Source organism: Tatumella sp. JGM118 (genome assembly GCF_018257515.1).
Taxonomy (GTDB): Bacteria; Pseudomonadota; Gammaproteobacteria; order Enterobacterales; family Enterobacteriaceae; genus Tatumella; species Tatumella terrea.
Map to the genome: position 1 here is coordinate 103,804 of NZ_JAERJR010000009.1, position 12,587 is coordinate 116,390.

Sequence of the window (12,587 nt, forward strand, 5' to 3'; positions counted from 1 at the left end):
TAACTTAAATAAATTTAAGGGAAATCTCAAATGGCAGCTAAAGACGTAAAATTTGGTAATGACGCGCGCGTAAAAATGCTGCGCGGTGTTAACGTACTGGCAGATGCAGTAAAAGTTACCCTGGGCCCGAAAGGCCGTAACGTGGTCCTGGATAAATCTTTTGGTGCACCGACTATCACTAAAGACGGTGTTTCTGTTGCCCGCGAAATCGAACTGGAAGATAAGTTCGAGAACATGGGTGCGCAGATGGTAAAAGAAGTTGCCTCTAAAGCAAACGATGCTGCCGGTGATGGCACAACCACTGCGACCGTTCTGGCTCAGGCTATCGTTAATGAAGGTCTGAAAGCTGTTGCCGCGGGTATGAACCCGATGGACCTGAAGCGCGGTATCGATAAAGCAGTTATCTCTGCCGTCGAAAAACTGAAAGCGCTGTCTGTGCCTTGTTCAGATTCTAAAGCGGTTGCTCAGGTAGGGACTATCTCTGCAAACTCTGATGAAAGCGTCGGTACCCTGATCGCACAGGCGATGGAAAAAGTGGGTAAAGAAGGCGTTATCACCGTTGAAGAAGGTACCGGTCTGCAGGACGAACTGGACGTGGTTGAAGGTATGCAGTTCGACCGTGGTTACCTGTCTCCTTACTTCATCAACAAGCCGGAAACCGGTGCCGTTGAACTGGAAAGCCCGTTCATCCTGTTAGCTGATAAGAAAATCTCTAACATCCGTGAACTGCTGCCGGTACTGGAAGCCGTTGCTAAAGCCGGTAAGCCTCTGCTGATCATCGCTGAAGATGTCGAAGGTGAAGCACTGGCAACGCTGGTGGTTAACACCATGCGTGGTATCGTGAAAGTGGCTGCGGTTAAAGCCCCTGGTTTTGGTGACCGTCGTAAAGCCATGCTGCAGGATATCGCTATCCTGACCGGAGGTACTGTTATCTCCGAAGAAATCGGTATGGAACTGGAAAAAGCTGTCCTGGAAGACATGGGTCAGGCTAAGCGTGTTGTTATCAATAAAGATACCACCACCATTATCGATGGTGTAGGCGAAGAAACCGCTATCGGCGGTCGTGTTTCCCAGATCCGTCAGCAGATCGAAGAAGCCACTTCTGACTACGATAAAGAAAAACTTCAGGAACGTGTGGCTAAACTGGCAGGCGGTGTTGCCGTACTGAAAGTCGGAGCCGCGACTGAAGTTGAAATGAAAGAGAAAAAAGCACGCGTTGAAGATGCGCTGCACGCGACCCGTGCTGCTGTAGAAGAAGGCGTTGTTGCTGGTGGTGGTGTGGCTCTGGTACGTGTAGCTGCACAGATCGCTGACCTGACCGGGCAGAACGAAGACCAGAACGTAGGTATCCGTGTTGCACTGCGTGCGATGGAAGCTCCTCTGCGTCAGATCGTCGCCAACGCCGGTGAAGAGCCATCAGTTATCGCTGATAAAGTGAAACACGGTGAAGGTAACTTTGGTTACAACGCTGCGACTGAAGAATACGGCAACATGATCGACTTCGGTATCCTGGACCCAACCAAAGTCACCCGTTCAGCGCTGCAGTTCGCTGCATCTGTTGCTGGTCTGATGATCACCACCGAATGTATGGTGACTGACCTGCCAAAAGAAGAAAAAGCTGACTTAGGTGCTGCCGGCGGTATGGGTGGCATGGGCGGAATGGGCGGAATGATGTAATTCCCCCGGACGGCAGGATTAACCTCTGCCGTTTGCTCGTAGTCTGCAGACCCGGCTCTAAGGAGCCGGGTTTTTTTTTAGTCTGCAGACAGTAAATACGAAGAGAAATCCTGGGGATGGAAACACTTCCGGCAGAGCGCATCTGCCGCCAGGTTTTTTAATTTAGCCGATGCTATGGTGTAATATGTCTTTGCAGATTATATTTCACTCTCTTCGGACAGATAGTTGCCACCTGAGCGGTGACTGGCATGATGAATAATAATGAGGAAGAATAATGCGTTTACAAATCTCTGCGGCACTCTTTTTTGCGGCTGCAATACTGACGGGATGCAGTACTGCCGGTAATCAATTGACATCAGGCGGCCAGGATGTGCGGTTTGTTGATGAACAACCTGCCGCGCAGTGTCAGTTCCTGGGCACCTTAACCGGTGAACAAAGTAACTGGTTATCGAATCAGGGAACGGAAGGAGGGAGTTCTATGCGGGGTGCCGCGAACGATCTCCGTAACAGAGCGGCGGCAATGGGCGGTAACGTTATCTATGGTGCCAGCACACCGGGCCTTTCAGTGATCTCTAATTTTGTCCCTCTGGCGACGAAAATGTCGGGTCAGATCTACAAATGCCCTTAATCCCTTCCTGAGGTCTCCGGACAGAAGCCAAAGGATCAGGCAGAGCTATCAGGCTCTGCCTGCGGGAGAAGGCTTATTTCAGTGCCGATAAGTCAGTACGGCTTTGGTCCAGCTGGCGGTTAAGGGTGCGGAGATCCTGTTTTTTCTCAGCCACTTTATCCTGATATTTCCTGATCTTATCTTTATTACCCCGGCTGATCGCCTGCTGTAATTTCTGTTCTGCCTGTTTGAGATCATCCTGCTTTTCAGACTGCTTTTTCTGCAGCTTTTCGATCTGTGCATGGATATCCTGGCGAACCGATTCCGGAGAGCAATGGCGATTCACCTGATCTAATGCCTTTTCTAATCCCGCCAGTTTGCCGGGATTATTGTGCTGGCGCGCGTATCCTATCTCTTTTTCAATCGCAACGCGTTTGTCGTTACAGGTTTCAGCGGCTAACGCATTCATTGTCAGTAATGAGAGAACTGACAGGCTCAGTACGGTCATGACTCTTTTCATAAAAGCTCCTTGTAGATCGGGCTGTGCCCGGATGACTCATAGAAAGCTACCCTGAATGCCCGGTACGCCTCCGGGGGGCTGGACTGCTGAAACACGCAGTACACGCACTCCCCATGTGGCGTGCCGGGCAGTATCCTGAATCCTTTCACTGCCAGTCATGCTGAACCTGATCAGCGAGTGATTATCTCAGTCCTGCCGGAGCTGTAAATCGAGGGGGGTCTTACTGGGCTCACCGCCAATTTCGCGGGCCAGTTTCGGTACCAGATAGCCGGAGATCATCGCCAGCAGCTCGCGCATAATTTTTCGGGCTTCCTCATCAGACACGTAGAAATGAGCCGCTCCCTGCACTTTATCCAGCACATGCAAATAATAGGGCAGGATCCCTGCGTTAAACAGTGCATTACTAAGGGCGGCAAGGGTGGCTGCGTTATCATTAATCCCTTTCAGCAGCACCCCCTGATTGAGCAGCAGAACCCCGGCACGTTTCAGCCTGGCCATCGCTTCCGTTAAGTCCGCGTCAATCTCATTGGCGTGGTTGATGTGAGTTACCATAATGACCTGTAACCGCGACAGGGATAACCGCTGACATAATCCCGGAGTGATCCTGTCCGGGATCACGACCGGTAACCGGCTATGGATACGCAACCGGAGAATATGAGGGATAGCCTCAAGCTCACTGATCAGCCAGTCCAGTTCATGGTCTTTTGCCATCAACGGATCCCCGCCGGAAAAGATAATTTCATCCAGTTCGGGATGCTGGCGAATATAGTCGAGGGCGGCCTGCCAGTTCCGTTTATTTCCCTGATTATCCTGGTAAGGGAAATGCCGGCGGAAGCAATAGCGACAGTTCACCGCACAGCCTCCTTTTACCAGTAATAACGCACGGTTACGGTACTTATGCAGCAACCCCGGCACAGCACTTTGCTGTTCTTCCAGCGGGTCGGTACTGTAGCCTGGCGTGGAAATAAACTCTTCCTGTTGGGTGATCACCTGCAGCAGCAGCGGGTCCTGTGGATTGCCTTTTTCCATTTTACGGATAAATGCCCGCGGGACGCGCAGGGCAAATAACCGGCGTGCGCCGGCTCCGGCCTGTAATGCCGGCAGATGCTCCAGATCTAAAAGCTTCAGTAATTCATCAGGTTCGGTGACAACTTCCGTAAGTTGTTGCAACCAATCTTCTCTGGAGGGGGTATTTAGGGTTACAATGTTTGCCATTTTTTTGGCTTTGTCCAGTATCCATATTTGTCGAGGGCCTTCATGGCAACATATTCTAGCAACGATTTTCGTAACGGTCTTAAAATTATGATTGATGGCGAGCCTTACGCCATTGAAGCCAGTGAGTTCGTAAAACCAGGAAAAGGGCAGGCATTCGCACGCGTTAAAATGCGTCGCCTGCTGACCGGCAAGCTGATCGAGAAGACCTTCAAGTCTACCGACTCTGCTGAAGGTGCGGATGTTGTTGATGTGACTCTGACTTACCTGTACAACGACGGTGAGTTCTGGCATTTCATGAATAACAACACCTTTGAACAGCTGGCGGCTGACGAGAAGGCGGTCGGTGATACTGCGAAATGGCTGCAGGACCAGGCGGAATGTATCGTCACTTTATGGAACGGTAACCCGATTGCGATCACTCCTCCAAACTTCATTGAAGCTGAAATCACCGAAACTGACCCGGGTCTGAAAGGTGATACCGCCGGTACCGGTGGTAAACCAGCAACTCTGAGCACTGGCGCTGTGGTTAAAGTTCCGTTGTTCGTTCAGATTGGCGAAGTCATCAAAGTTGATACCCGTTCCGGTGAATACGTTTCACGCGTGAAGTAAGTGATATCAGGCACCTCCTTCCCCGGGGGGTGCCCTCAAAGAGTGTGATGGTGCAAAACCGTCTGCTCCCCGTCTTTATCCCGTGCGCGGTCACGTCACTTCCTGGCGGATGTAATGCCTGTCGTGGTTTTGGCGACGATATTTCGCACCCCGGCCATGTCCTCTCCTGCGTGGCAAGCTAATCAGTTAATTATGTGAGCTTCTTCACTGTCCGGCCTGCTGCACTATCAAATAAACGACTATGCTTACAGTGTTGTCTCCCTGGTGCCGTGACTTTGATGAGGACCTCCCTATGCGATATAAAAGCGTGTTAGCTCTTATCCCGATAATTGTGCTTTCTACCGTTCTGACAGCCTGTAATACCACCCGCGGTGTCGGTGAAGATGTTGAGGCTGGAGGGAAGGCCATTCAGCGTACAGCACAGTAACCTGCCACTCGCCTTTATTCAGGGGGATGAGTCTGTTGGCTGTCTCCCTGTCCTGTATTCTCCTGGCCCGCCATGCCTGCTTCCCCGTTGAAACTTCGTATCTTTTTCTGCCGGACAGGGTAACCGACACGGACAACAAAAATTATCCTCTGCCTTAAGGACAGTATTGTCCCTGCATGACGTCATTGTTTGTCGGTGATGTTGCATGTAGACTGCACCACTTTTGTCATCCTGGGAGTACGACAATGAACGAAACCACACACTGGCAGCCGAGTGCACCGATTGCCAATCTACTGAAACGTGCGGCGATAGTGGCAGATATCCGGCGTTTTTTTGCAGATCGTGGTGTCCTTGAAGTAGATACTCCTGCGATGAGCCAGGCAACCGTCACCGATATCCATCTTGTGCCGTTCAAAACACGGTTTGTCGGGCCGGGCGCGTCTCAGGGGCTGGATTTATGGTTAATGACCAGCCCTGAGTATCATATGAAACGCCTGCTCGCTGCCGGTAGCGGTCCGATTTACCAGATGAATCGCAGTTTCCGTAATGAAGAAGCAGGACGACACCATAATCCTGAGTTCACCATGCTGGAATGGTACCGGCCGCATTATGATATGTACCGGTTAATCAACGAAGTTGATGATCTGCTGCAACAGATCCTGGAATGTGGTGAAGCGGAGACATTATCTTATCAGCAGGCATTTTTACGTTGCCTGAATATCGACCCCCTGACCGCAGAAAAAGAGGCACTGGTTGCCGTGGCCGCGACACTGGGGGTGGGGGATTTAGCCGCATCCGAGGATGATCGCGACACTTTGCTGCAACTGCTGTTTATGCTGGGTGTGGAGCCTAAAATTGGTCAGGAGAGACCTGCTTTTGTCTATCACTTCCCAGCGTCTCAGGCTTCGCTGGCAGAAATCAGCACCGAAGATCATCGGGTTGCGGAGCGCTTTGAGGTTTACTACCGCGGAATTGAGCTCGCGAATGGCTTCCGTGAACTGACCGATGCCAGAGAGCAGCGTCAGCGCTTTGAACAGGATAATCGTCGTCGTGCAGAAAAAGGATTACCTGAACAGCCTATCGATCAGTTACTGCTGGCAGCACTGGAGCATGGTCTGCCTGATTGCTCCGGGGTCGCGTTAGGCATCGATCGTCTGATTATGCTGGCGTTAAAAGCCGACTCTCTGAGTGATGTGATTGCTTTCCCTGTCGAACGCTGCTGATCCTGCCCGGCCCTGTGCGGTACAGGGCCGCACAGAGCCACCTTTCTTACAGCCCTCCGGACTTATAAACTTTCGCCTGCGGCGTACCCTGCGCGCCCGGTAATGGCGTGCTGACTTTCTCCATACGGACCTGGAAAGGCGGGAAAGGCATTTCGATATTATTATCTTTGAAGCCTTTCAGTATCAGCTGATGGAGCTCATGACGTAGCGGCATCCGATGGCCCATTTCTGCGGCGTAAATCCGTAATTCGAAGAGCTGAATACCTTGCTGCAGATCCACCAGGAAAGCTTCAGGCAGCGGGGTTTTCAGCACGTAGCTGCAGCGATCTGCCGCTTGCTTCAGGACCCCGGTGACCAGTTCACTGTTGATATGTGCCGGGGCCGGGATGGTCAGTACGACACGGGTGACAGCATCAGAAAGTGACCAGTTAACAAACTGTTCGGTGATAAACGCCTTATTTGGCACAATAATTTCTTTACGGTCCCAGTCTGTAATGGTGGTGGCGCGGGTATTGATTTTTGAAATCGTGCCGGTCAGCTCACGAATAGTCACCGTATCCCCGATACGTATCGGTTTTTCGAACAGAATGATCAGGCCGGAAATAAAGTTTGCGAAGATCTCCTGTAACCCGAAGCCCAATCCGACGCCCAGTGCGGCGACCAGCCATTGCAGTTTAGCCCAGTCAATGCCCAGCATTGAGAAGGCCGTCATTACCCCGATAATCATCAGGACATATTTGGTTAAGGTGGTTATCGCATATCCTGTGCCTGGTGCCAGACTCAGATGCTGTAATAAGGCCAGTTCCAGCAGGGCAGGCATATTTCTGACCAGTTGCAGGGTGATAATCAGTACCAGAATAGCGATCAGCACCGCGCCGAGAGTTACCGGCTGGATATTTTCCCCGCTCGTCGAAGAGGCATCCCATAACGGAATATTTTCCAGAAATGCGAAGGCAGAATGCAGCTCTGACCACAGTAAGATCAGTGATACCAAAGCAACCAGCGTCAGTAAGGAGCGCACCAGCCGCAGAGACTGGGCACTGATGGTATCGAGGTCGATGACGGGCTCTTCAACTTCATAAGACTCGGTACTGAAGCCGCTATGTTCTTTTTCCTCTTCACCGCTACGGGCCCGGCTGGCAAGCATATCTGCGCGTTTCTGACGTGCGCGGTCAAACTCAATTCTGCGTCGCTGGATAAGCATCCAGCGACGTATAATATGATAAATCACTAACAGCACAAACCAGATGGCCAGCGAGCTCTCCAGGCGTGCCAGCAGGGCCTGCGCCGTCGCCAGATAGCCGATACAGGACGCAAGCGCAGCAATCAGAGGGATTGCCATCATCACATCCCAGAGAATGGTATTGGTCATGTTGTTACTGTTGCCCTGACGATCGAAATATAACGGCAGGCCGGCCCGTTTCAGGGCATTTGTCACGACGGTCAGAGAGATACAGATAAGAATGAAGCACAGTCTGCCCAGCGATGCAGAAAACTGTCGGTCTTCAAGGTTATCAAAGGTAATCAATACCATAATAAGCGGCACAATGACTCCCACCGTCAGGGAGTAGTAGCGCATCGCTTTGGCGACACTGGCCTGCGGCCAGCGGAAGTGCGTAATAAACAGCCCATGCGGTCTGGCAAAGGCGGCACTGATCATAAATGCCCATAATACCGGCAGGGTCGCGGTGACTCCGTCGCCAATCGCCACGGCGATAGGATAGGGCCAGGCATTCTGCAACCCATAGCCGAGGGCCGCCCATAACACCGGCAGAGGAAGGGCCACCAGAATCGACCAGAAGACGGTGCGCACGGTAAGGCTGAACTTATCCAGGGTCACTTTGCCGACCTTGCCGGCCGAACGCTCGAGGAAAGCCTGGTAGTGACGGCGTGAACTGATACTGATGACGACCAGGAAGAATGCCCCCAGGATCGGGATAATCGTCTCTCTGCTGGTAAACATCATAATACTGGCTTTACCCAGCTGTCCGAAGGTATCCAGAGAAATCAGGCGTGACAGATCCTGGACGACCTGTAGCGGGTAATGGAAGGTGATTGGGCCAACATCCGCCGTCCAGAACAGATAGCGGTGGGTGGCATCTTTTACGTCATCCAGCGCATCCTGCAGCTGGGTATTAGCCACTTTAAGTTTGGTGATCTCCAGAATCAGCGAATCACAGCCGGAGATCAGCGAACCGAGTAATTCACGCTGAGTACGTAGCTGCGCATCCAGAATACGTATCTGACTGGCGGTCAGGGGAGTGCCATCCTCCTGAGTCAGTGAGTGCAAACTGCCTTGTCTGCTCAGCAGATCTTCATAATGCAGTCGCTGCACCCGCAGTTCACCCATTTCACTGTCAATCTGCTGCTGTTTCGGCACTTCCGGCAGGCGGGCAACCTGAGCACGTAGTGCTTCTCCCAGCAGATTAGATTCACCAAGCCATTGGGATTGCTCACGCAGTGTGCTGAGCGCCTGTCTGACCTGCAAGGTCTGTCCGGCGGCAAGCCGTTGCTGGGAAGCCACCAGATCCATCCGCTGAGCCTGCTGATTCAAATCGTTGGAAAGATCGCGGTTGATACGGAACTGTTCACTGATACCGGGCGGGAGTTCGCCACTGTTTTCAGCCAGTTGCTCGGTACGCTCCAGAGCCTGTTGCGCTTCCTGCTGACGCAGGGTGTTGAGCTGGTTTCTCAGTGCCTGCAGATAATTGTCCAGCTGAGTCATGGTCTTCTGGTGTAACTCAGCCCGTAAGCGCGCCAGTTCCTGGCGGTTGCTCGCGGACAGCTGAGCCAGTTCCAGTTCATTGACGCGGGCCTTGCTGGCGGCGTTGCCGGTTTCCCGTGCCCAGGCACTGGCCTGTCCACGGGCGGTGGCGGAGGCGGAAAGACTTTGCAGACGGCGATCGCTGTCAGTCAGTGCCCGTCTGGCCTCGGTTTGCTGCTGGGGTAATTGCGTGATGGAATCACTGATTTCACGGACCCTGTCCTGTTCCTGCTGGGCCTGACGGCCTTCTTCCAGTAACTGACTGCTGACCCGTAAAATCTCCTGCTCCAGCTCATTGCTGCTCAGTGACGGATTGACCGTTTTCGGGGTATCCGCCACCGACACAATTTGCTGCTGTAATTCCCGGGATAATTTCGGGAAATTATCGATAACAGACTGATACTGACGTGCCTGTTCGATCGATGCGTTACGCTGATCGATAAAATCCAGGGCAGTCTGTAACGTCTGAACCAGTTCTGCCTGCGCCGGGCTGGCTTTACTGCTCTTAGCCGTTTCCAGCGCCTGTTTTATCTGTGCGGCATCCGGAGGCGTGGCCGCATACAGTGAGAAGCTGAGCCCGAGGCTCAGCAGTAAAGCCACAATCACGCGCACGTCATCGTTCTCCGGGCTTACTCAGTGACAGGACTGACTGACGGAGTGTCAGAGAAGATACTGGCCAGAGGCTGACCCAGACGGGTTTTTGCTTCAGCTTCCAGAGATTCACTCAGCATGACTTTATTTTTTGCAAACAGGTTTATGACCGTGGAACCGAGTTTGAAACGGCCCATTTCGTCACCTTTCAGCAGTACCACTGCACCATCCGTCTCAGCGGCAGGGTAGTGCCAGCGCTTGATCACCCCTTCGCGAGGTGGCGTAATGGTGCCGGCCCAGACCGTTTCGATACTGCCGACAATGGTCGCTCCGACCAGTATCTGGACCATCGGTCCGAAATCGGTATCAAAGTAGCAGATTACGCGTTCGTTACGGGCAAACAGGTTGGGGATATTACGCGCAGTCAGCGGATTCACTGAGTACAGGTCTCCCGGCACGTAGACCATTTCGCGCAGGATACCATTACACGGCATATGCACACGGTGATAATCACGCGGAGCCAGGTAAGTGGTTACAAACTGTCCGTTGTAAAAGTCTGCGGCACGGCGCTCATCCCCGGCGAGTAACGCCTCCAGGGTGTACTGGTGACCTTTGGCCTGAAAGATCTGATTTTCTTCGATACGTCCGGCCTGACTCACGGCCCCGTCTGCGGGCTGAATCAGCAGATTAGGATCATTATCTATCGGGCGGGCACCCTCTTTTAACGGACGAACGAAGAAGTCGTTAAAAGTCGGGTAGGCCGACGTTTCTTTCTTCACCGCTTCAGACATATCCACTTTGTAGTACCAGACAAACAGATCTATCACCGAGCGGGTCAGCCAGCCCCCGCGACGGCTGGCAGCCCAGCCCGCCAGTTCTGTTAACGCTTTTTTCGGTAAAACTGCATTGATGCCAAGTTTGAATTTTTCGAGCATGTTGCCTCCTGGCATTATCACGAGATAGAGATAAAAAACGGGCGCAACTCAGGCGACCCTGGTAAATTGGCGATCCCGCCAGTATGTCAGTTAGTCCTCACTGACAGAAAAGTTTTTCCGGACTTTGACCTGTGCCATGCTTTCCAGAATACGGTGGTAACTTTCGAAACGTACTTCGTCAATCCTGCCGTCTTCTACGGCCTGACGTATTGCACACCCCGGATCGTTATCATGTTTGCAGTCGCGGAATTTACAGTGACCAAGATAGTCCGCAAATTCGACAAATCCGCGGGTAATTTGTTCCGGTTCCAGATGCCAGAGACCAAACTCCCTGACCCCCGGGGAGTCGATCACATCTCCGCCATGCGGGAAGTGATACAACCGGGCGGCGGTGGTGGTGTGCTGGCCCAGACCGGAGTTATCTGACACATCGTTGGTCAGAATTTCCTCTTCACTGGCCGCATCCAGCCCTAACAGCCGGTTAAGCAGGCTGGATTTACCCACCCCTGACTGGCCGGCAAAAATACTGATCCTGTCAGTCAGTGCCTGCTCCAGAGGGGCCAGCCCCTGACGTTCGTGGCTTGATACCATTAATACCGGATAGCCGATCCTGCGGTAGATATCCATTTGTTCGTCCACAAAGGCCCGCGCAGCATCATCCAGCAGATCGGTCTTATTCAGCACCAGCAGTGGCGCTATTCCCAGTGTTTCGCAGGCCACCAGATAGCGGTCGATAATATTCAGCGACAACTCCGGTAAAATTGCGGACACAATGACAATCTGATTAATGTTAGCGGCAATCGGCTTCAGACCGTCGTAATAATCGGGGCGGGTCAGCATCGATGTTCTTTCGTGAACGGCTTCGACAATGCCTTTCCCGGCGCCACTCTGCGGGGCGCGCCAGACCACACGGTCACCGGTTACCAGCGAACGGATCGTCCGGCGGATATTACACCGCAAAATATTCCCCGTGCTGTCTTCCACATCGGCATGCATACCAAAGCGGCTGATCACAATACCTTCTTCCGGCTCGCCAAAGAGGCTGTCATCAGGCTCTGCTTTTTCCGGTCGTGTTTTCAGGCGTCGCTGATGGTTAGCATTAACACGACGCTGCTGACCTTTTGACAGTTTATTTTTGCTCACACTTCCTCTCATGATTTGCCAGACTTCGCCCGGCGGGACAAAACGTCTATGATACCATTATTAGTCATCAATAGACGATTTTAGCAACGGTGAGAGAGTGTATGGCAACTGCAAGTGAAAACAATCTGATTTGGATTGACCTCGAAATGACTGGCCTGGACCCGGAAAGGGATCGGATCATAGAAATCGCAACGCTGGTGACCGATGCGGACCTGAATATTCTTGCCGAAGGGCCAGTGATTGCGGTTCACCAGTCCGCCGAACAACTGTCTCTGATGGATGACTGGAATGTTCGTACCCATACCGGCAGCGGCCTGGTGGACCGGGTTAAACAGAGCCAGTACGACGACCGTGCAGCAGAACTTGCCACGCTGGAGTTCTTAAAACAATGGGTACCCGCCAATGCCTCACCGATCTGCGGGAACAGTATCGGTCAGGACCGCCGTTTCCTCTACAAGTATATGCCTGAGCTGGAAGCATGGTTCCATTATCGGGCTCTGGATGTGAGTACATTAAAAGAGCTGGCCCGCCGCTGGAAACCGGAAATTCTGCCAGGTTTCCGTAAAGCAGGAACGCACCAGGCACTGGATGATATTCGTGAGTCAGTAGCCGAATTACGCTACTACCGGGAAAATTTCCTCAGCCTTTAAGTAAAATTGTCTAATCTGACAACAAGATGATGCTTTAATCGTCAGTCAGACGAAAAGCTGCAAAAATATTGGTAACGGGGCTTGCGTAGCGGAATTATTCTCGTATAATTCGCACCCCGTAACGATGAAGAATTTATGTCGTTGCCGGCGCGGGAATAGCTCAGTTGGTAGAGCACGACCTTGCCAAGGTCGGGGTCGCGAGTTCGAGTCTCGTTTCCCGCTCCAG

Annotated in this window: 11 protein-coding genes and 1 tRNA gene; 7 read left to right on the plus strand and 5 right to left on the minus strand. The window is 52.4% G+C overall.

Annotation, left to right across the window (positions count from 1 at the left end):
* Positions 1-30 precede the first annotated feature (30 nt).
* Together groL and JK223_RS10565 are read left to right on the plus strand one after the other, a co-directional pair.
* Positions 31-1,677: a chaperonin GroEL gene (gene groL, locus JK223_RS10560; protein WP_212714150.1), complete on the plus strand. Its 1,647-nt coding sequence runs from the start codon at positions 31-33 to the stop codon at positions 1,675-1,677.
* A gap of 274 nt (positions 1,678-1,951) precedes the next feature.
* On the plus strand, positions 1,952-2,305 hold the full coding sequence (locus JK223_RS10565) for a DUF4156 domain-containing protein (RefSeq protein WP_212714151.1): 354 nt from the start codon (positions 1,952-1,954) through the stop codon (positions 2,303-2,305).
* 73 nt (positions 2,306-2,378) lie between these two features.
* Here the strand turns inward: JK223_RS10565 and JK223_RS10570 are convergent, their stop codons facing one another.
* Positions 2,379-2,804 carry a DUF1090 domain-containing protein gene (locus tag JK223_RS10570; RefSeq protein ID WP_212714152.1) on the minus strand — a complete coding sequence of 142 codons (426 nt, stop codon included), beginning with the start codon at positions 2,802-2,804 and terminating at the stop codon, positions 2,379-2,381.
* Positions 2,805-2,990: 186 nt separating this feature from the next.
* Positions 2,991-4,019 (minus strand): EF-P beta-lysylation protein EpmB, encoded by a 1,029-nt coding sequence (gene epmB, locus JK223_RS10575; protein ID WP_212714153.1) that lies wholly within the window; start codon positions 4,017-4,019, stop codon positions 2,991-2,993.
* Positions 4,020-4,061: 42 nt separating this feature from the next.
* Here epmB and efp point away from each other — a divergent pair, with 42 nt between their 5' ends.
* The 3 genes from efp (at position 4,062) to epmA (ending at position 6,278) form a co-directional block, all read left to right on the plus strand.
* The gene (gene efp / locus JK223_RS10580; protein WP_212714154.1) at positions 4,062-4,628 is read left to right on the plus strand and encodes an elongation factor P; all 567 of its coding nucleotides are present in this window, start codon (positions 4,062-4,064) and stop codon (positions 4,626-4,628) included.
* Between the two features lie 292 nt (positions 4,629-4,920).
* Positions 4,921-5,055 (plus strand): entericidin A/B family lipoprotein, encoded by a 135-nt coding sequence (locus JK223_RS10585; protein ID WP_212714155.1) that lies wholly within the window; start codon positions 4,921-4,923, stop codon positions 5,053-5,055.
* A gap of 245 nt (positions 5,056-5,300) precedes the next feature.
* Entirely contained in the window at positions 5,301-6,278 is a 978-nt protein-coding gene (gene epmA / locus JK223_RS10590; protein WP_212714156.1) for an elongation factor P--(R)-beta-lysine ligase, read from the plus strand.
* 46 nt (positions 6,279-6,324) lie between these two features.
* Here epmA and mscM read toward each other — a convergent pair whose 3' ends face one another.
* The 3 genes from mscM to rsgA all read right to left on the minus strand — a co-directional run bounded on the left by mscM (position 6,325) and on the right by rsgA (position 11,711).
* Positions 6,325-9,654 carry a miniconductance mechanosensitive channel MscM gene (gene mscM / locus JK223_RS10595; RefSeq protein ID WP_212714157.1) on the minus strand — a complete coding sequence of 1,110 codons (3,330 nt, stop codon included), beginning with the start codon at positions 9,652-9,654 and terminating at the stop codon, positions 6,325-6,327.
* A 17-nt stretch (positions 9,655-9,671) separates the two neighbouring features.
* Positions 9,672-10,568 carry an archaetidylserine decarboxylase gene (asd, locus tag JK223_RS10600; RefSeq protein ID WP_212714158.1) on the minus strand — a complete coding sequence of 299 codons (897 nt, stop codon included), beginning with the start codon at positions 10,566-10,568 and terminating at the stop codon, positions 9,672-9,674.
* Between the two features lie 90 nt (positions 10,569-10,658).
* Positions 10,659-11,711 carry a small ribosomal subunit biogenesis GTPase RsgA gene (rsgA, locus tag JK223_RS10605; RefSeq protein WP_212714159.1) on the minus strand — a complete coding sequence of 351 codons (1,053 nt, stop codon included), beginning with the start codon at positions 11,709-11,711 and terminating at the stop codon, positions 10,659-10,661.
* 101 nt (positions 11,712-11,812) lie between these two features.
* Between rsgA and orn the strand changes: the two genes are divergently transcribed.
* Positions 11,813-12,361, plus strand: a complete 549-nt coding sequence (gene orn, locus JK223_RS10610) for an oligoribonuclease (protein WP_212714160.1) — start codon at positions 11,813-11,815, stop codon at positions 12,359-12,361.
* Between the two features lie 149 nt (positions 12,362-12,510).
* Positions 12,511-12,586: transfer RNA gene (locus JK223_RS10615), tRNA-Gly, on the plus strand.
* Position 12,587: the final 1 nt, after the last annotated feature.